17 protein-coding genes are annotated in these 19,336 nt (G+C 76.3%); 8 read left to right on the forward strand and 9 right to left on the reverse strand.

Annotation, left to right across the window (positions count from 1 at the left end):
• Positions 1-82: 82 nt before the first annotated feature.
• On the forward strand, positions 83-577 hold the full coding sequence (locus tag LG396_RS03715) for an SRPBCC family protein (protein WP_100299760.1): 495 nt from the start codon (positions 83-85) through the stop codon (positions 575-577).
• Here LG396_RS03715 and LG396_RS03720 read toward each other — a convergent pair.
• From LG396_RS03720 to LG396_RS03730, 3 genes are all read right to left on the reverse strand, one after another.
• On the reverse strand, positions 564-1,382 hold the full coding sequence (locus LG396_RS03720; RefSeq protein ID WP_225793640.1) for a MerR family transcriptional regulator: 819 nt from the start codon (positions 1,380-1,382) through the stop codon (positions 564-566). The genes LG396_RS03715 and LG396_RS03720 overlap by 14 nt on opposite strands.
• 108 nt (positions 1,383-1,490) lie before the next feature.
• Positions 1,491-4,133, reverse strand: coding sequence for a helicase-associated domain-containing protein (locus LG396_RS03725; protein ID WP_225793531.1), 2,643 nt, complete (start codon positions 4,131-4,133; stop codon positions 1,491-1,493).
• Between the two features lie 138 nt (positions 4,134-4,271).
• Entirely contained in the window at positions 4,272-5,159 is an 888-nt protein-coding gene (locus tag LG396_RS03730; RefSeq protein ID WP_372483243.1) for a DUF3027 domain-containing protein, read from the reverse strand.
• A 332-nt stretch (positions 5,160-5,491) separates the two neighbouring features.
• On the opposite strand from LG396_RS03730, the gene LG396_RS03735 reads away from it, so the two are divergent.
• From LG396_RS03735 to LG396_RS03750, 4 genes are all read left to right on the forward strand, one after another.
• Positions 5,492-6,856 carry an MFS transporter gene (locus LG396_RS03735; RefSeq protein ID WP_308190059.1) on the forward strand — a complete coding sequence of 455 codons (1,365 nt, stop codon included), beginning with the start codon at positions 5,492-5,494 and terminating at the stop codon, positions 6,854-6,856.
• Positions 6,857-6,882: 26 nt separating this feature from the next.
• Entirely contained in the window at positions 6,883-7,407 is a 525-nt protein-coding gene (locus LG396_RS03740; RefSeq protein WP_100299755.1) for a hypothetical protein, read from the forward strand.
• 236 nt (positions 7,408-7,643) lie between these two features.
• Complete coding sequence (locus tag LG396_RS03745) at positions 7,644-8,480, forward strand: futalosine hydrolase (protein ID WP_308190060.1); 837 nt, start codon at positions 7,644-7,646, stop codon at positions 8,478-8,480.
• A gap of 118 nt (positions 8,481-8,598) precedes the next feature.
• The gene (locus LG396_RS03750) at positions 8,599-9,486 is read left to right on the forward strand and encodes a 1,4-dihydroxy-6-naphtoate synthase (RefSeq protein ID WP_225793535.1); all 888 of its coding nucleotides are present in this window, start codon (positions 8,599-8,601) and stop codon (positions 9,484-9,486) included.
• Positions 9,487-9,547: 61 nt separating this feature from the next.
• On the opposite strand, the gene LG396_RS39590 is transcribed toward LG396_RS03750, so the two are convergent.
• The gene (locus LG396_RS39590) at positions 9,548-9,931 is read right to left on the reverse strand and encodes a cold-shock protein (RefSeq protein ID WP_018836124.1); all 384 of its coding nucleotides are present in this window, start codon (positions 9,929-9,931) and stop codon (positions 9,548-9,550) included.
• Between the two features lie 169 nt (positions 9,932-10,100).
• On the opposite strand from LG396_RS39590, the gene LG396_RS03760 reads away from it, so the two are divergent.
• Positions 10,101-10,343, forward strand: coding sequence for a hypothetical protein (locus tag LG396_RS03760; RefSeq protein WP_018836125.1), 243 nt, complete (start codon positions 10,101-10,103; stop codon positions 10,341-10,343).
• A gap of 67 nt (positions 10,344-10,410) precedes the next feature.
• Here LG396_RS03760 and LG396_RS03765 read toward each other — a convergent pair whose 3' ends face one another.
• From LG396_RS03765 to LG396_RS03775, 3 genes are all read right to left on the reverse strand, one after another.
• Positions 10,411-11,052, reverse strand: coding sequence for an HAD family hydrolase (locus LG396_RS03765; protein ID WP_225793536.1), 642 nt, complete (start codon positions 11,050-11,052; stop codon positions 10,411-10,413).
• Positions 11,053-11,177: 125 nt separating this feature from the next.
• Entirely contained in the window at positions 11,178-12,134 is a 957-nt protein-coding gene (locus LG396_RS03770; RefSeq protein WP_225793537.1) for a 2-oxoglutarate and iron-dependent oxygenase domain-containing protein, read from the reverse strand.
• A gap of 204 nt (positions 12,135-12,338) precedes the next feature.
• A complete protein-coding gene (locus LG396_RS03775; protein WP_225793538.1) occupies positions 12,339-13,577 on the reverse strand; it encodes a hypothetical protein in 1,239 nt (412 codons plus the stop codon).
• A 171-nt stretch (positions 13,578-13,748) separates the two neighbouring features.
• Here LG396_RS03775 and LG396_RS03780 point away from each other — a divergent pair, with 171 nt between their 5' ends.
• Positions 13,749-17,000: a sacsin N-terminal ATP-binding-like domain-containing protein gene (locus tag LG396_RS03780; RefSeq protein ID WP_225793539.1), complete on the forward strand. Its 3,252-nt coding sequence runs from the start codon at positions 13,749-13,751 to the stop codon at positions 16,998-17,000.
• Between the two features lie 75 nt (positions 17,001-17,075).
• Here the strand turns inward: LG396_RS03780 and LG396_RS03785 are convergent, their stop codons facing one another.
• Entirely contained in the window at positions 17,076-18,434 is a 1,359-nt protein-coding gene (locus LG396_RS03785) for an MFS transporter (RefSeq protein ID WP_225793540.1), read from the reverse strand.
• Between the two features lie 28 nt (positions 18,435-18,462).
• A complete protein-coding gene (locus tag LG396_RS03790; RefSeq protein ID WP_026276750.1) occupies positions 18,463-18,924 on the reverse strand; it encodes a MarR family winged helix-turn-helix transcriptional regulator in 462 nt (153 codons plus the stop codon).
• Between the two features lie 149 nt (positions 18,925-19,073).
• Here LG396_RS03790 and LG396_RS03795 point away from each other — a divergent pair, with 149 nt between their 5' ends.
• The gene (locus tag LG396_RS03795) at positions 19,074-19,298 is read left to right on the forward strand and encodes a BrnA antitoxin family protein (protein WP_225793541.1); all 225 of its coding nucleotides are present in this window, start codon (positions 19,074-19,076) and stop codon (positions 19,296-19,298) included.
• Positions 19,299-19,336 lie beyond the last annotated feature (38 nt).

Consider the following 19,336-nt stretch of genomic DNA (forward strand, 5'->3'; position numbering starts at 1 on the left):
GCCTACGAAGAATCAGCGGCGACGACTTCTCCAAAACTGACCGCTCGGACGACCGCTGGAGTGACGCCGAAGGAGCCCGGCCGTGGCACGTACCCGCCGTCTGATCCTGACCCCGCCGGAGAACGTCTGGGATCTGCTGAGCGACGGCCGTCGCTACGGGGAGTGGGTCACCGGCACCCGGCAGGTCCTGGCCGCCGAACCGCACTGGCCCGAGGTGGGCGCCCGGCTGCGGGTCCGCGTCGGCGTCGGGCCGCTGGTGCTCGACGACACCTGCGTGGTCCGTATCTGCGAGCCGGTGCGGCGGCTGGAGCTGGAGGCGAAGGCCGACCCCTTCGGGGCGGCCAGGATCGCGATGCGGCTGGAGCCGTGGGGCGGGCACACGCTGTTCTTCCTGGACTGGCACCCGCTGCGCGGACCGGGGACGAGGATGCACGGGCTGCCGGTGGACTACCTGGTCGCGGTGCGCAACGGGATGATGCTGACGAAGCTGGCGCGCATCGCGGTACGGGAGTACGGGCCGGCGACGTCCGGCGGCGGGGCGGGCGGGGCAGCGGGGGCGGGCGTCAGGCGGGGGTGACCGGTTCCTGGAGTTCGGTGACCCAGTCGGCGTGGCACTCGTGGACTTCGAGGTACAGCTCGCGGGGGTAGCCGGTGGAGCGGTAGCCGTTCTCGTCGATCCACGCGGCGAGGGCCTGGACGGCCGGGAGGACCGCGTCCATGTCGCCGCGGTGGACGGTGGTGGCCGCCGTGTCGAGCGGCGGGAGGTCGGTGACGGCGAAGTCGTACGCGGGTGAGGGCCCGACGCCGACCTGGAGGCCGGCGTGGACGGTGACCGTGCCGTCGGCGGCGTCCTCGTACCAGGCGACACCGGGGCCGGTCGGCTCGACGCCGGCGGCGTCGAGGCGGCGGCACAGCTCGTCGTAGAGGGGCTGGATCACGGGGCCGACGTCGGCCGGCTCGAAGCTCGCGGCGCTGCCGCTCAGCTCGGCGACCCGGACGGCGGGGACGGACTTCAGGACGACGTCGGTGGCGGGCATGCGGCCCTCGCTCTCGATCGTGCGGAGCCTCGCCGCCACCCCGGCCAGCCGCCGCGCCGCGTCGGCGGCGGCGGTCTCCAGCTCCGCGCGGCGCAGCCGCAGCATCCCGCGCAGCTCCCCGGCGGTCAGCTGCTCGTCCAGGATCGAGCCGACCTGGTCGAGGGTGAAGCCGAGGTCCTTGAGCGCGACGATGCGGTTGAGGCGGGCGAGCTGGGCGGCCTCGTAGCTGCGGTAGCCGCTGCGGGCGTCGACGCGGGCGGGGCGCAGGAGGCCGAGGGCGTCGTAGTGGCGCAGCATGCGGACCGAGACGCGGCCGTGGCGGGCGAACTCTCCGATGGTGAACATGGCGTGCTCCAGTGGAGGGGCTGACACGGTGTGAGGGTCAAGGGGTGCCCGCCCTGTGAGGAGTATGCGGCCCGGGAGGGGGTGCCGGCCGGAAGCGCGGTGTGCCGCTCAGGTGGCTTCGTCGGCGAGTTCCGCGGCGCCGGTGATGCGGTGGAGGGGATAGGTGCGCACCTCGTCGGCGGTGTGGTCGTACGCGGTCACGTAGCCGCCCTCGACGCGGACGGGGGCGATGACGCGCTGGCTGGCGGCGCCGTCGGCGTTGACGTAGCCGATCCAGACGGCGGCGTTGCCGAGGACGGCGGCCTGGAGGACGGCGAGGGTCTCGGCCGAGGGCGTGCGGGGGAGGCCGCCGGGGGCGTGCAGGGCCTGAGGTGCGCGCGGGGTTTCCGAGGCCTGCGGTTCCTGCGGGGCCTGGGGGGTGCGGAGAGGGGCGGTGGCGGCGCGGTCCCCGGCCCGTACGGCGCGGACCGCGGCCGCGAGGAGGGCGGCGTCCGGGGCCGGCGGGCCGTCGGGGACGGGCGCCGGCGGCGTCCGGGGCGGGGTGCGGTGAGCGGCGGCGCGGGCGACGAGGACGGCGCCGTCCGGCGACTCGGCGGCGGGGGCGTAGCCCATCTCGCGGAGCCGGGCCAGCAGCACGTCGGGCGGGGTGGGGGAGACCAGGACGGTGGGCGCGAGGTGGCGCAGCCGCAGCTCCTCCGAGCGCCGGTCGGCGAGGATCTCGGCGAGGAGGGCGTCGTCGTCGCAGCGCAGATACGCGCCGGCGGCGCCGATCCGCAGCCGGCCGTGCTTGCGGGCCACGTCGTCGATGAGGTAGCTGAGCGGCTGCGGCACGGGGGTGCGGGAGTGGGCGGCGAGGAAGTCGTGCAGTTCGGCGGGGGACCGCCCGGCGTCGAGCGCGCGGCGCACGGAACCCTGGGTGAAGCGGTAGACGGTCGCGCCGCCCTTGGACTCGACCTCGGCGAGGACGCCGAGGACGGCGGCGAGTTCGCGCTTGAGGGGGCCGGGGGCGATGGCGGTGAGGTCGGCCTGGAGCAGCACGTGGTCGACGGGCGGTGGCAGCTGCGGCGCGAGCACCCGGGCGGCCCGCAGCGCGGCGGCGTGGGCCTCGGCGGGGGTGGCGGGGACGCCGGGGGTTGCGGCGTCGGCGCTGGTCGCGAGGGGTGGCGCGGGCTGATTGTCGGAGGGGAGGCCTACCCTGGGGCGGGTGCGCGGGGGGAGGGCGTCTGCGGGGCCTGCGCGGCCTGCGGCATCTGTTGCGTCTGCGGGGTCTGCGGCGTCCGGTGGGGGGAGCAGGGCGCGGCCGTGGGCCGCCAGCGCGCCGCGGCCCGTGACGCCCAGCAGCTCCGCCTCCTCCAGCGTCCAGCGGGCCAGCCGCGTGCGCGGGTCGTCCTCCCCGCCCTCCGCCGGCTCCCCGCCGCGCGGGGGCCGCTCCCAGCGCAGGCGCGCCGCCACCGAGTCGGCCGTCGCCGCCGTGCCCTCCGGCAGCCCCGCGAGGAGCCGCAGCACCGCGAGGCGCACCTCCGGCGCCGCGCCGCGGTCCAGGCCCTCGCCCAGCGCGGACAGCGCCCGGCCCTTGCCGTCCCGGCCGCCGACCAGCCCCGGCGTCCGCGTCGCCGCCAGCCACGCCGCCGCCAGCTCCGCCCACCGCTGGTCCGCCGGCAGCGCCAGCCACTCGTCGTACGCGGGCGTCGGCGCGTACCGCTCGTCCGTCTCCCCGTCCGAGGCCAGCAGCCCCGCCCCGTAGGCCAGTTCCACCCAGAACGCCGTCTGCGGCTCCGTGACGTCCAGCGCCGTCGCCGTGCGCTTCAGCTCCCGTACGGCCAGGCCGCCCGCGCGCAGCACCGGCGGGCTCGCCGTCGCCCACAGCCCGAGCAGCTCCTCGACCGTCTCCACCGCCACGGCCGCCTGCCCCGCGGCCGTCGCGTCGACCACCCGCGCCCCGTACGAACCGGCCGCCACCGGCTCCGGCGGCACCGCCGCCACGCTCCGGTGCGCCCGCCCGTCGCGCAGGTACAGCGCCACCTCGCGCGGCAGCAGGACGCTGCCCGGTGCCGTCGGCAGCAGCAGCCCCCGGTCCAGCAGCCACCGGACGTACGCCGGCGGCTGCGCCGACACCGTCCCGTGCGGCGGTCCCCACGTCAGCCGGCCCAGCACCGCCACCGCCTCCGGCGGGGCCTGGTCCAGCAGGTCCGCCATCCGCTTCGGGTCGCAGAAGAGCGCGGTCAGCGACTCGACGGCCGAGACGGGGTCATGAGTTGCCGGCAGCCCCGCGTTCGCCAGTACTTGCTGCAGTCGCCCCGGCGACATCCCCGTCGCCACCTCCACGGCGGCCGGCCCCAGGCCGGTCGGCGACCCCGACGCCTGCGGCGTCAGCAACTCCCGTGCCGTACGCACCAGCCGCAGCCGCTGCTCGTCGCCCCACACCAGCGCCTGCGTCCGCAGCCGCGCGACGGCGTGCGGCAGCGCGGCGGCGGTGTCCGGCTCGTCGCCCATCAGCCCGGCCAGCACGTCGTACGGGCACGGGTCCGGCGCGATGGCGAGGGCCTGGGCCGTCTGCTGCGTGAACCGGTCGAGCCGTTCCAGCGCGCGGACGACGGAGGCGCGGGTGCCGGCCCTGGTGGCGAGTTGGGTGAGGTCGCCCGGCACCGGGGTGAGCAGATCGGGCCGGGCGTGGAGCAGCTCGGCCAGCGCGGTGTCCGGTCGGCCGCGGAGCTCCTCGGCGAGGGTCCGGGCGGGGTTGCCGGTCGTCATCCGCTCCACAGTAGTCCTCGCCGGGCGGGGCGTACCGGACGGAGCCGGGTCGACGGTGCCGGGAAGGACGCCCGCCGGGACCAGGGTCTGTCGTTTGGATCTTCGCCGCGAGCCCGGCGAAGATCCAAACGACAGACCCTACGTCGGGTCCGCGCCCATCGTGTCCAGCACCGGCGGCGGCGGCTCCACCGGCTTCGGCATCACCGCCGCCTCCGAGTGGCCGCCGCAGCCGTACGCGAGCGAGACCACGTGGCCGTCGGCCGGGGCGAACTCGTTCGCGCAGACGCCGAAGGCGCGGCGCAGCGAGCCCGCGAGCGGCATGAGGAAGCCGCAGCTCACGCACGACGCCGGCGCGGCCTGCGCCATCGGCGTCTTGGGGCCGTACTCCTCTTCCCAGCGGTCCGCGGCGATGTGCAGGCCGTAGCGGGAGAGCACCCGGTGGCGGGTCATGCCCAGTTCGTCGGCGACGGCGGCGATCTCCGCGCGCCGCGGTACGCCGCCGGGTGCCGCGGCTGCCGCGCCCGCGTCCTCACCTGCACCGGCGCCCTCGGCCGTAGCCGCAGCCGCGCCCTCCGCGGGGGCCTCGCCGGCAGCCGGCGCGACGCCGTCGGTCTCGACCAGCTCCTCGTCGCCCACCGCGAGCCCCGGCTCCAGCCGCAGGTCCTCGCCCTCGGTGGGCAGCAGGTCGCCGGGGCCCAGGTCGCCGGGGCGCAGCCGCTCGTTCCACGGCACCCACTCCGGCGCCAGCAGCGCGTCCGGGCCGGGCAGGAGCACCGTTTCGTCGAGCGTCACCGTCCGCGCGCGGGACGCCCGGGCGACGGTCACCGCCCAGCGCCAGCCGCGGTAGCCCGGCAGCCGGCACTCGAAGAGGTGGGTCACGACGCGCGTGTCGTCGGCGGTGACGCCGATGTGGTCGCCGATCTGCTCGGCGCCCGCGGCCTCCTCGGCCGCCGCGCGGGCGAGGTCGACGGCATCGGCGCACTGCTGGTCGGGGGTGACGCGGCCGCGGACCGCGGCGCCGCGCACGGCGGTCGTCTTGGCGGGGCTGTTCGCAGGGCTCATCTGGCTCACAGTCTTTCGGTACGGACGGCCGGGCGGACGCGGGAGCCGAGGGAGCGGACCGGGGGGCCGCGTCAACGCTCGTATCCTCACGACACACTCAGAGGCGCGTCGTTCACCCTACCTGGCGCCGCGCCGGGCCCGTACGCCCACCGTCCGCCCCGGGGCCCCGCCGCGCCCCTGCGCCCCCCGCCGGCCTGCCGCGTGCCCCGTACGGACCACCCCCGGCACCCGCGATGACCGCATGCGCCCCCGCGGGGTTCTCGCCCTACGGTCCCGCATGCGGGCACTATGGCGAGGTGGCGGATGAGGGGACGGCTCCGGCGGCCGGCCTGCTGCAGCAGGCGGGCCGGGCGGTCGGGCGTGCCGTGCGCCGGCCGGTCGTCGGCGCGGGCCGGCGGATCCGCCGCGCCACCGACGCGCAGGGCGCGGGGGAGTCGGGCCTCGGGCGGCTGATGGAACTGCACATGGTCAACGCCGCCGGCGACATGATGATCACCATCGCGCTGGCGTCGACCGTGTTCTTCTCCGTGCCGACGGACGAGGCCCGCGGCCGCGTCGCGCTCTACCTGGCCATAACGATGGCGCCGTTCGCGCTGCTCGCCCCCGTCGTCGGCCCCCTCCTCGACCGGATCCCGCACGGCCGCCGCGCCGCCATGGCCGGCACGATGCTGGCGCGCGTGCTGCTGGCGCTGGTGCTGTCGGGGGCGGTGCAGACCGGGGACCTGAGCCTGTACCCGGCGGCCCTCGGGGTGCTGGTGTGCTCCAAGTCGTACGGGGTGGTGCGCTCGGCCGTCGTGCCGCGGCTGCTGCCGCGGCGCATCTCGCTGGTGAAGGCCAACAGCCGGGTGACGCTCGCCGGGCTGCTCGCCACCGGCATCGCCGCTCCGGTCGGCGGGCTGCTGCACTTCATCGGCCCCGGGTTCCCGCTGTACGGCGCGATGGTCATCTTCGGCTTCGGCGTCTTCCTGGCGTTCCGGATGCCGCCGGCCGTCGACTCCGCGCGAGGCGAGGGCAAGGCGCAGCTCGCGTCCGGCGAGGAGGGCCGGCTGCGGACGCCGCAGAAGCCGGGGCTGCGCTCCGTCGGCCCCTCGGTGCTGTACGCGCTCCAGGCCAACTCCTCGCTGCGGGTGCTGTCCGGGCTGATGACGCTGTTCCTGGCGTTCCTGCTGCGCGACAACCCGCCGGGCGGGCTGCGCCCGGAGCTGACGCTCGGCATGGCGGCGGTCGCTGCCGGCACGGGCAACGCGCTGGGCTCGGTCATCGGCTCCTGGCTGCGGTCCCGCGGGCCGGAGAAGCTGATCGCCGTGCTGCTGTCGCTCGCCCTGACGACGACGGTGCTGGCGGCGGTCTTCTACTCGCTGCCGCTGCTGATCTGCGTCGCGGCGATGGCGGGGTTTGCGCAGTCGCTGGCGAAACTGTCGCTGGACGCGCTGATCCAGCGGGACGTACCGGAGTTCGTGCGCACGTCCGCCTTCGCGCGCTCGGAGACGGTGATCCAGCTGTCGTGGGTCGTGGGCGGTGCGATCGGCATCCTGCTGCCGCTGAACGGGGTCGGCGGCATGGCCGCGGGCGCCGCCGTCGTCGCCGTGGGGCTGGCGGCGACCGTACGGGGGCTGCTCACCGCCGGGCGCCACGGCACGCCGCACCCGCGCGTGGCCTGACCGGGGCCGACAGGTAGCCTGCCCGCATGACCCAAGCGCCCGCCACCACCGCGTTCTCCCGTGCCCGCGGCCTCCGCAGCCGCCGCGGCGCGGCGGCTCTCGGGGCCGTCGTCGTCTCCGCCTTCGCCCTGTCCGCGTGCGAGAAGCCGACGCCGGTGGCGCAGATCACGGTGGGGTCCAGGACGGCGACCACGGAGGCGCAGTGCTACGACGACGGGAAGAACATCCCCAACGAGGAGCTTGAGACCTGCGTCTCGGAGCGCGCGGAGAAGTCGATCACCGTGGACTCGGGCGACCCCGTCAGGATCGGCGTGGAGCCGGACATCGCGGACAACGGGTGGGTGCTGTTCGTGGACGGCCGGCTGGTGACGCCGACGCCGAGCAAGCACACGTACGCCTCGTACAACGCGGACCAGTTCTTCAACGCGCAGTCGCAGCCGGGGCAGGCGCCGGTGCCGAGCGAGAAGGCGAAGGTCGGCATCGTGGAGATCGACGATGACGGCAACTACAAGGGCGCGTGGAGCTTCGACCTGAAGCGGAAGCAGTCCTGACGGTACGCCGGCCTTCGGCCCGCCCGGCCGCGGAGGCGCGAGCGCCCGGCGGCCGGCGGGGTTTGTCGGCGGGTCGGCCTACCCTTGGGCGGGTGCGCGGGGGAGGTGCGATGCGAAGCGGAGACGGGGCGTCCGGTGCCGCGTCCGGTGGTGACGCCGTTGACGCCGAGACCGATGCCGGTGCCGATGCGGATGGCGCTGGCGCCGCCGCGGGTGTTCCCGGGGGCCGCGCGCGCGTGCTGGTGATCGTCGCCGTTGACGCCGAGGCCGAAGCCGTTGAGCGCGCCGGGCGGGGCTACGACGTCGTGGTCGGCGGCGTGGGACCCGCTGCCGCCGCCGCGGGCGCCGCCACCGCGCTGGCCGCGGCGTCCGCCGCGTCCGTGCCGTACGGCCTCGTCGTCGCCGCCGGGATCGGCGGCGGCTTCGCCGGCGTCGCGCCCGTGGGCGGCGTGGTCGTGGCGGACGAGATCGTGGCCGCGGACCTGGGCGCCGAGACGCCGGAGGGCTTCGTGCCCGTCACGGACCTGGGCTTCGGCACCGTCGCGCACCGCCCGCCGCCGCAGGCGGCGCGGGCCGCGGCGGAGGCGGCCGGCGCGGTGCTGGGTACGGTGCTGACCGTGTCCACCGTCACCGGCTCCGCCGAGCGGGCCGCCGCGCTGCTCCGGCGCCATCCGCGCGCCGCCGCCGAGGCGATGGAGGGCTTCGGCGTCGCCGAGGCCGCCGCCCGGCACGGCGTCCCGGTGCTGGAGATCCGCGCGGTGTCCAACGCCGTGGGTCCCCGCGACCGCGCCGCCTGGCGCATCCCGGCGGCGCTCACCGCCCTGACCTCCGCCTTCGAGGCGCTCCCCGACTTCGAGGCCCCCCGAGACTTCCCGGCCCGCCCCGACGCCGCGGCCCTCGCCGACTTCGAGGCCCATCCCGGCTCAGCGGCCCATCCCGACTCCGCGGCCCGCCCCGAGTCCGCGGCCCGCCCCGAGTCCGTCACGGGTACGGACGCGGGCACCATCCCCCGCTCCGCCGTTCCCCCACCCACCTCACCCGCACGCCCGCCCAAGGGTAGGCCGCCCCTCTGACAGCACCGGCCCGCCGCCCGCACGCACCCCCCGCCGCCGCAGCCCGTACGCCCCGTCCCCCGACCGGACCCGCCGCCGCCCCGGGACGCAACCGACCACCCGACGGAGAGGAGTCCCGATGACCTCGCCGACCACCCCGAGCACTCCGACCACCCCCTCGGACCCGCTCCGGATCGCCTACTCCCCCTGCCCCAACGACACCTTCGTCTTCCACGCCTGGGCCCACGGCCTCGTCCCCGGCGCCCCGCCCCTCGACGTCACGTTCGCCGACATCCACCTCACCAACGGCATGGCGGAGCGCGGCGAGCTGGACGTGCTCAAGATCTCGTACGCCGCCCTCCCGTACGTCCTCGACCGCTACGCGCTCCTGCCCTGCGGCGGCGCCCTCGGCCGGGCCTGCGGGCCGCTGGTGCTGACCGCCGGGCCGCAGCGGCCCGGCGACCTCGCCGGGCGCACCGTCGCCGTGCCCAGCGAGCGGTCGACCGCCTACCTGCTCTTCCGGCTCTGGGCCGCGGCCGAAGTGCCGGGCGGCGTCGGCGAGGTCGTCGTCATGCCGTTCCACGAGATCATGCCGGCCGTCCGTGACGGCAAGGTCGACGCCGGGCTCGTGATCCACGAGGCCCGCTTCACCTACCGGGGCTACGGCCTGCACTGCCTGGCCGACATGGGCGAGCACTGGGAGGCCACCACCGGCCTGCCCATCCCTCTCGGCGCCATCGTCGCCCGCCGCGACCTCGGCGCCGAAACGCTGCACGCGCTCGCCGCCGCGACCCGCGCCTCGGTGCGGATGGCGTGGGAGGCCCCGGAGGCGTCGCGGGCGTACGTCATGGAGCACGCGCAGGAGATGGACCCCGCGGTGGCGGACCAGCACATCGGCCTGTACGTCAACGAGTTCACCGCCGACCTCGGCGAGGACGGCTACGCGGCCGTGCGCGGCCTGCTCACCCGGGCGGCGGCGGAGGGCCTGGTGCCGGCCGTCCCCCCGGACGCGCTGGCGTTCCCGTGACGGCCGCGGCCGTCACGGGCAGACCGGCCGCCGGCGCGCTCGTACCCCTGCCCGCGCCCCCTCAGACGTCCAACTGGTCGGCGACGGCACGGAGCATCCCGGCGATCTTGCGGCCGTGTGCCTTGTCCGGATACCGGCCGCGTTCGAGCTGCTGCGTCACGCTCTCCAGCAGCGTCGTCAGATCCTGCACGATCGACGCCAGCTCGTCCGGCTTGCGCCGCTGCGCGGCCGCGACCGACGGGGTGGGGTCCAGCAGCGTCACGGACAGCGCCTGGTCGCCGCGCTGCCCGGCCACCACGCCGAACTCGACGCGCTGACCGGGCCGGAGCGTCTCCACCCCGTCCGGCAGCACCGACGAGTGCACGAAGACGTCACCGCCGTCGTCGCGGGAGAGGAAGCCGAAGCCCTTCTCGCTGTTGAACCACTTGACTTTGCCGGTAGGCACGTGTCGTCGCCCTGTCTTCGTTTTCGTACTCGCTGCCGAAAGAGCAGGAGAGCGGGTCCAGTGACCCGCCACCTCAAGGCTAATGGTCCCCCGCGTGGTGACAAGATGTCGCCGGGTGGTTCCTCAGCGCATATCCCGTGCCGCCGAGCGCGCCCTCTACCCTGGTTGCGTGAACACCGGAACCTCCCGCCCCGGGGATCTGCTCGTACGCGCCGGAGCGATCGTCTTCCTCGTCGGCGCACTCGGCACGTTCGTCACGTTCATCCCGTTCTTCATCGGGGCGGACCCGCTGCCGACGGCGGCGTACCTCGTGTCGATGCTGATGGGCGTCGGCTTCGGGCTGGCGCTGGCCGGGCTCTTCCGCTCCGCGTCGGCGGCCCGGCGCGAGACGCGGCAGGCGGCGGCGCCGTAGCGCGGAGGCGGAGCCCACGGCCGTACGGGCCGCGCCCGCCGCCGGGTCCTCCGGCTCCCCGGGCCCGTCAGCCCCGCGGCGCAGCCGCCCGGTGCTCCGCCAGCCACCCCGGGAACGCCGTCAGATCCGGCAGGACGACATCCGCCCCCGCCGCCCGCAGCTCCGCCGCCGGGCACGGCCCCGTCGCCACCGCCACCGACAGCACCCGCGCCGCCCGCGCCCCCGCGACGTCCCCGACGTGGTCGCCGACATACGCCGACGCCCCGTACTCCGTCAGCGCCGCCGCCTTCGCGTCCGCCCACAGCCCGCCGACCACCGCGTCCGGGGCCAGGCCCAGATGGTCGAGGTGCAGTTGCGCCAGCGGCCGGCTCTTGGCGGTGACCACGAGCGCCCGGCCGCCCGCCGCCCGCACCGCCGCGATCGCCGCCGCCGCGCCGGGCAGGGCGGCGGTGGGGGCGATGCCGTGGTCGGGGTAGAGGGCGCGGTAGCGGTCGCCGAGGGCGGCCACGCGGTCCGCGGGGAACCAGTTCGCCAGCTCGCTCTCCACCGGCGGGCCGAGGCGGGAGGTCACGAGGTCGGTGTCGACGTACACGCCGGTCTCGGCGACGATCGCCTCGTACACCGCCTTGATCCCCGGCCGGGAGTCGATGAGGGTCATGTCCAGGTCGAAGCCGACCGTGAAAGACGGCGGCGGGGATGGAGTACGCACACGTCGATTCTGCCCGCCGCGGATTTCGCCGGGACAGGCGGTCCGCCTGTGCCGGGTCGGGACCGGGCCGGCACCCGCGCCGGGACCGGGCCGGGACTGCCTCAGGGCCGGGCCCGGGGCGGGGGTCAGGACAGGAGGACGGCCTGCAGCCGCTCGTCCAGGAACTCGCCCACGGTCGCATTGTGCGCCCCCTGCGCGGCGGCGCCCGGCGGCATCGGGGTGTCCGGGCCGGGGTTGTAGAACCAGACCAGCGACATCAGTTCCTCCGCCGGGGCGTCCGCGGGCGGCGGCAGCACGCGGTGCCAGCCCGCCTGCCAGCGCCCGCTGCTCCACATGGCGCCCAGTTCGCCGAGGTTGACGGTCAGGGCGTCGGCGTCGGGGTGGTACGGGGCGTCCTCCCACCCGGCCTCCGAGCCGTCCGGGTCACCCGCCGAGCCGTCCGCCGGGCCCGTGCGGACCTGGAGGCAGCCCAGCCCGTGCTGGCGGTCCAGCACGGCCATCAGGTCCCAGTCCTGGTGCGCGCCGAGGCGGAACTGCCCCGGGCGCGGCGCGCCGGTGTGCTGCCGGCTCCCGTACCAGTTGATGGTGCACTGCCAGGCCGCGTCCGCGTCGTACCGGGTGAGGAAGTCGGCCGGCTCGCCGAGCGCGGCGGCGAGGAGCTCCAGCAGTTCGCGCGACAGGCGCCGCATCTGGCGCAGATACTCTTCGACGGGCTCCCGCAGCGCGGGCGCCTCGGCCGGCCACACGCCCGGGTGGTGCGGATAGAAGCTCCACAGCTCCACCAGGTCCGGCGGGCTCGCCGCGTCCTGGATGGCGCCCGCCGATATGCCCCCGGGGCCGGTCCAGCCGCCGTTGCCCACGTTGCGGTAGCCGTCCTTGACCGAGGGGGGCAGGCCGAAGGCCGCGCCCGCGCCGTCCCTGACGGCCGCGCGCAGGGCGGGGTCCACGCCGTGGCCGGTGACCATCACGAACCCGGAGCCGCGCAGCGAGGCGTCGAGCCGGGCGAGGACCCCCCGCCGCTCCTCCGGGCCGCCGGAGCGCCACGATTCGAGGTCGACGAGGCCGATGGTCGAGTTGCTCATGCGGCTGCCTCTCTGCGCAGTGGTGGGCTCATTGTGGCGGCGGGGGACGGCGCCGTACAGCGGGCTGCACGAGACAGCCGGGCCCGTACGGTACGGGGGCGGCCCGCGGCCGTACGCCGCGCACGCCGCCGTCGTACGCGCCGCCATCCGCCGTCCCGCGCCCCGCAGTTCACGGGCGTACGGCCGTAGCCGGAGCCCGCGGCCCTACTTGCGCAGCCGCCGCCGCGCCCGCCACAGCAGGAACAGCGTCGAGGCGACCGCCGCGAACTGCACGAGGGTGGGCAGCAAGTCCTGGAACTCGTCCCCCATCGCCCCCTCCTTCAACGGCTCGCCCCACCGCTCCTGGTTCCGCCCCCACAGCCACACCAGCCCCCCGAACCCCACCGTGCCCGGTACCACGAGCGACGCCCACTTCTTCTCCGTCATCGACAGCCGGCGCGAGGCGTACACCAGCGCCCAGCCGACGACCGACGCCATCCACTGGCCGAGCGCGGCACCCCCCAGCAGCGCGCCCATCGCCAGCACCTCCAGCAGGCCGGCGCTGCGCAGGAGTTCGCGGGTGGCGGCGCCGCGGGGGCGCGCGGGCGAGGGCTCCTCGTCCTCGTACGCCTCCTCGTCCTCTGCCTCCGCCGCCTCCCGGCGGGCCTGCTTGGCCTTGGCGGCCCTGGCCGCGCGCGCGGCGTTCGCCGCCCTGGCCGCCTTCGCGGCGCGGGCGGCCCGGCCCATGGCGCCCGGCGGGCCGTCCTCCCGCGCGTCCTTCTCCTCGTCCTCGTCGCCGTCCTGCTGCTCCGGCCGCCGGAACAGCTCGGGGAGTTCGATGCCGCCGGTGAATCCCGGCACGTCCGTGGTGCCGCTGCCGGCGCCGGGCACCGGGCCGCCGAACGGCCCGGGTTCCACGCGCCACCAGTCGGGGTCGGCCTGCCCGCGGCCGAGTTCGTCCTCGCCGGCGAGGTGCGGCGGGGAGGCGGCGGTGGGGGGCGGCTCGGCGGGCGGGGTGAAGTCCCCGGGCGCGGGCCCGGGCACCTCCGGCGCGGGCCGGCCGGCCCGCTTCGGCTCCCGGCCGCCCGGCTCGCCGCCGGTACGCGGCCGGGGCAGCCGGCCCAGCCGCCCCTCGGAGCCGCCGACCCGCGGCCGGGGCAGCCGCGACGCGAGACCGCCGCCCCCGCCCGGCGGCTCCCCGGGCTGCACCGCGACCTCCGGCACCGCGGTGGCGGGGTCGCGCTTGGCGGCCTCGACGATGTCCCCGGGACTGCCGAACCGGGCGAGCACCTGCTTCACCGCGGACACGCTGTGCGCGCCCTCGGCGGCGCGCACCTTGTCGATGCCGGCCCGCAGTTCGTTGACCAGCCGCATGCGCTGCCCCGAGGGCAGGGCACGCTGCTGCGCGATGTCGCCGACGCGGCTCAGGTAGTCGTACACGAGCTGGTCGCTCTCGATGCCCACCGAATCCCCTACGGCCGTGCGCTGTTGACTTCTCGACCGTACCGCGCGCACGCCGCCCCCTCGCCCCCGCGCACGCCGTCCCGGCGTCCCCGCGGCCGGTGCGCCGCGCGTACGCGGCGGCCGACCGAATACGCTGCGGCGGACCGGCACCTCCCGCGACAAGGAGCCTCAGTGGACCCCGTGGACCCCCTGGACCCCGTGGCCGACCCCACCGCCCGGCTGCGCGCCGCGGCGCTCGACGCCTGGGCGGCCTCGGCCGCCCGCTTCCGGGAGGACGCCAACGCGGAGGAGGACCTGGCCCTCGGCGGCTACCGCGACCGCCTCGTGGTCGAACTTGCCCAGAACGCGGCGGACGCGGCGGCGCGCGCAGGTGCGGCGGGCCGCCTGCGGTTGACGCTGACGGCGGGCGGCTCCGGCGGCGCCCCCGGGGTGCTGACCGTCGCCAACACCGGTGCGCCCCTCGACGCCGCCGGCGTCGAGTCGCTGTCCACCCTGCGGGCCTCCGCCAAGCGGGGCGAGGACACCGGCGAGGCCGTCGGGCGCTTCGGCGTCGGGTTCTCCGCCGTACTCGCCGTCAGCGACGCCCCCGAGGCCGCCTCCCGCGGCGGCGCCCGGGTGCGGTGGTCGCTGGCCCAGGCGCGGGACCTGGTCCGTACGACCGCCGCGCGCAACCCCGCGCTCGCCGACGAGGCCGCCCGCCGCGACGGCCACGTCCCCCTGCTCCGCCTCCCGTTGCCCCTCGCGGAAGCCGACGCCCCGACCGTACCCGAGGGGTACGACACCGCCGTCCGCCTCCCGCTGCGCGACGAGGCCGCCGCCGCGCTGGCCCGCCGCCTGCTCGCGGGCATCGACGACGCGCTGCTGCTCGCCCTGCCGGGCCTCGCCGAGGTCGTCGTGGCGACGGAGGAAGGCGTCCGCACGCTGCGCCGCCGGGAGGACGGCCCGTACACGGTCATCGAGGACACGGGCCGTACGGACCGACAGCCCGCCGCCGGGACCGCAGACCCCGCGGCCCCCGCCGCCGCCCCTGCCTCCGCCGCCACCCGCTACCGCACCCGCACCGCCGCCGGCCGCCTCGAACCGGAACTCCTCGCCGACCGCCCCGTCGAGGAGCGACTGCGCCCCACCTGGACCGTCACCTGGGCCGTCCCCGTCACCCCCGACGGCGCCCCCGCCGCGCCCGCCACCGCCCCCGTCCTGCACGCCCCCACCCCCACCGACGAACCCCTCGGCGTCCCCGCACTCCTCATCGCCTCCTTCCCCCTCGAACCCACCCGCCGCCACCTCGCGCCCGGCCCGCTCACCGACTTCCTCGTCGCCCGCGCCGCCGACGCGTACGCCGGGCTCCTCGCCGAGTGGGAGCCGCTGTCCGCCAGCACCATCGACCTCGTGCCGGGCCCCCTCGGCCGAGGCGAGCTGGACGGCGCCCTGCGCGCCGGCATCCTGCGGCTGCTCCCCGACGTCGCGTTCCTGCCGCCCGCCGCGCCCGAGGAAGGCGCCAAGCCGCAGCCGCTGCGCCCTCGCGACGCGCTCGTCGCCGAGGGCGCCGGCGCGGAGACGGTGCGCCGGCTCGGCGACGTCTTCCCGCACCTGCTCCCCGCCGGTCTCGAACGCCGCGGCGAGCTGCGCACCCTCGGCGTGGCCCGGGTGCCGCTCGGCGAACTCGTCGAGCGGCTCAGCAGCGTCGAGCGTCCCGCCGCCTGGTGGCACGGCCTCTACGGCTCCCTCGCGGGCACCGACCCCGAGGAGCTGGGCGGGCTGCCGGTGCCGCTGGCGGACGGCCGCGTCGTCGTCGGCCCGCGGCAGGTGCTGCTGCCCGTCGGCGCCACCGACACCGGGACCGACACCGGTGCCGGCACCGGCACCGCCGACCGGCGGTCCGCGCGCCTCGCCCGCCTCGGGCTGCGCGTCGCCGACCCGGTCGCCGCGCACCCCGTGCTGGAGCAGCTCGGCGCCGTGCCCGCCACGCCGCGCGCGGTGCTGACGACGCCGCAGGTGCGGGCGGCGGTGGCGGGGTCGCTGGACGCGGGTGAGGTCTGGTTCGACGAGGGTCCCGAGCAGGGCGCGCCGGGTCCGGAGGAGCTGGCGGACATCGTCCTCGGGCTGGTCCGCGACGCCCGTCTCGCCCCCGGCGACGAGCCGTGGCTGGCCGCCCTCGCGCTGCCCGACGAGGACGGCGAGCCGGCCCCCGCCGGCGAACTCGTCTACCCCGGCAGCCCGTTCGCCGCCGTCATCCGACCGGGTGAGCTGGCGGCCTGCGCCGCCGACCTGGTCGAGCGGTGGGGCGAGGAGCCGTTGACGGCGGTGGGGGTGCAGGCGGACTTCGTGCTCGTACGGGCCGAGGACGTCGTCCTCGACCCCGACGAGCTGGAGCCCCGCGACGCCGCCTACCCCGAACCCGACGACGCCGGGCTGCTCGACGCCGTCGACGTGTGGTGCGAGGACGTGCTCGACCAGCTTCCGGACACCCCCGTGCCGCCGGTGCTCACCGAGCTGGTGGGCGTACGGGACCTCGACCTCGTCGACGACGCGCACTGGCCGCGGGCCCTCGCGCTGCTCTCCCGCCCGCCGCTGCGCGAGGCCCTGACGCGGCCGGCGCGCGTCCTGCTGCCCGACGGGGAGGCGTACCCCGTACGCCCGTACACCGCCTGGTGGCTGCGCGGCAACCCCGTGCTCGACGGCCGCCGGCCCGCCGGCCTGCGCGCCGCGGGCGGCGACCCGCTGCTCACCGGGCTGTACGAGCCGGCCGACGCCTCCGCGGTCGGCGACGAGCAGGTGCTGCGGGCCCTGGGCGTACGCACCTCGGCCGCCGCGCTCCTCGACGAGCCGGGCGGCGCCGCGGAGTTGCTGGCCCGCCTCGCCGACCCCGACGCCGACGTCACCCCGCCGCGGCTGCACGCCCTGTACACCCTGCTCGCCGACCTCGACCCCGCCGACGTCACCCTCCCGGACGACCTCCGTGCGGTCCGCGACGCCGCCACGGAGGTGGTCCCGGCCGGCGAGGCGCTGATCGCGGACGCCCCCGACCTGGTCCCCCTGGCCGCCGCCCACCCGCTGCTCCCGGTCGCCCCGCCGCAGGCGGCGGCGCTGGGGGAGCTGCTCCAGGTCCGCCGGCTCACGGAGGCGTACGAGGCCCCGGTGGAGACCGCGGGCGAGACCCGCGAGGTCCCCGGACCCGTACGGGAGCTGCTGGGTCCGGACACCCCGGCGACGTACGAGGAGCACGAGCAGCTGACGGCCGGCGGCACCGAACTCGACTGGCGCCGCACCCCGGACGGCACGGTCCACGCGGCGACGATGGAGGGCCTGGCGGCGGGGCTCGCGTGGGCGACGGGGCAGTGGCAGCGGCGGTTCGAGGCGGCGGCGCTGCTGGAGGACCCGACGCGGACGCGGGAGCTGGGGGAGGCGCGCTGGTTCGACTGAGGGCGTACGAAGGGGTCGTACGAGGCCGGTGCCTCGTACGACCCCGGGGAACGCGAGCGCCCCCGCCCCGCGGGTCTACGCCGCCGGAGCCAGCTCCTCCGCCCGCTGCGACGGCACGAACGCGACGTGCTTGCGCCCCCGCCGCAGGTCTATCCGCAGCCGCAGCCCGCCGACCCGGGCCAGCACCAGGCCCACCGTGACGGCCGCGACCGCCGACACCACCCCGCAGGTCAGGAAGCCGATCCGGGCGCCGAACGTGTCCGTCGCCCAGCCCACGACCGGGCCGCCGATCGGCGTGCCGCCGACGAACACCATGACGAACAGGCTCATCACGCGCCCGCGCATGGCCTCGTCCGTGGCGAGCTGGACGTTGGCGTTCGCGGTCGTGTTGAAGAGCAGCCCGGCCGCGCCCACCGGCACCAGCAGCGCCGCGAAGAGCCAGAACGCGGGCGACACCGCCGCGACGATCTCCAGCACCCCGAACGCCAGCGCCGCGAGCACCGTCAGCCGCAGCCGGCTGGCCCCGCGCCGCGCCGCGAACAGCGCGCCGCCCAGGGAGCCGGCGGCCATCAGCGAGTTCAGCAGGCCGTACGTGCCGGCGTCGCCGTGGAAGACCTCGTCCACGTAGGCGGTGAGCCAGATCGGGAAGTTGTAGCCGAACGTGCCGATGAAGCCGACCAGGACGATCGGCCAGAGCAGCTCCGGCCGCCCGGCGACGTACTTCAGGCCCTCGCGCAACTGCCCCTTGCCGCGCGGCGCGCGCTCGACGCGGTGCAGCTCCGCGGTGCGCATGAGCAGCAGCCCGGTGATGGGGGCGAGGAACGAGAGCCCGTTCAGCAGGAAGGCCCAGCCGCTGCCCACGGCCGTGATGAGCACGCCGGCGACGGCCGGCCCGAGGAGCCGGGCGGTCTGGAAGTTGGCGGCGTTGAGGCTGACGGCGTTCTGCATCTGCTCCTTGCCGACCAGCTCGGCGACGAACACCTGCCGCGCCGGGTTGTCGACGACGGTGGCGAGGCCGAGCAGGAACGCCATGAGGTAGACGTGCCACACCGTCACGGCTCCGCTCAGCGTGAGCGCCGCGAGGGCGAGGCCGATGAGACCCATGGCCGCCTGGGTGGCGAGGAGCAGCTTGCGCTTGGGCAGCCGGTCGGCGAGGACGCCGCCGTACAGGCCGAACAGCAGCATCGGCAGGAACTGCAGCGCGGTGGTGATACCGACGGCGGTGGCGGAGCCGGTGAGGCTGAGCACCAGCCAGTCCTGTGCGATGCGCTGCATCCAGGTACCGGTGTTGGAGACCACCTGGCCGCCGGCGAAGAGCCGGTAGTTGCGGATCCTCAGCGAGCTGAAGGTGCCGCGTCTGCTGCTGTCCTCTTCTTCTTCGTAGTCATCGGGCGCGGGTGCGGGTGCGGAGTCTGCTCCGGGTCCCGTACTCAAGGCGTTCTCCTCCGGTCATCGTCCTTCGTCAGCGTGGTGCTGCCTCCGTCATCGGCAGGTGGGCGAGCTTTTCGAGCACCGGCGCCGCGGCGCGCAGGGTGGCCCACTCCTCCTCGGAGAGGCCCCCGGCCAGCTCGGCCAGCCAGGCGTTGCGCTTGCGGCGGCTCTCCTCGAGCATCGCCTCGGCCTGCTCGGTCTGGCTGACGACCTTCTGCCGCCGGTCCTCCGGGTGCGGCTCCAGCCGGACCAGCCCCTTGGTCTCCAGCATGGCGACGATGCGCGTCATCGACGGCGGCTGGACGTGCTCCTTGCGCGCCAGCTCACCGGGGCCGAGCGGACCGCAGCGGAAGAGCGTGCCGAGCACCGACATCTCGGTCGGGCTCAGCGACTCGTCCACGCGCTGGTGCCGCAGCCGGCGGGTCAGCCGCATGATCGCGGAGCGGAGCGAGTTCACCGCGGCGGCGTTCTCCTCCTGGGACAGGTCAGGCATGGTCATTAGCGTACCTCATTACTTTGTCTAAGTAAAGTTCGGAAGCCGAGACAGAGGAGGTTACGGCCTGGTGGGGCGGGCCACCCGAAAGGATGACCGCGTACGGGAAAGCCCGCCCCCGGTATACGCGACGGGCGACCCTGGGCGTCATGGGGACACACGTGCTGAGTCTGCGAATAGACGGCAACCTCCTCGACCGCATCCGCACCCACGCGGCGAAGCGGGACATGCCGGTGCAGGACTACGTGCTGCAACTGCTGCAGCGCAACGACTTCGACGAACGCTTCCGCACGGCCACAGAAGAATCCGCCCGCCTCACCCACTGGCCCACGCCTACGGCGCTGCCCTGGCAGGTCGGCGCCACGCGAGAGTAGTGGTTCGGGCGCGCACAGGCCGCTGTCGTACCCGAGGG

It is taken from the genome of Streptomyces aculeolatus, from assembly GCF_020400605.1.
In the GTDB taxonomy this organism is placed as follows: domain Bacteria; phylum Actinomycetota; class Actinomycetes; order Streptomycetales; family Streptomycetaceae; genus Streptomyces; species Streptomyces aculeolatus.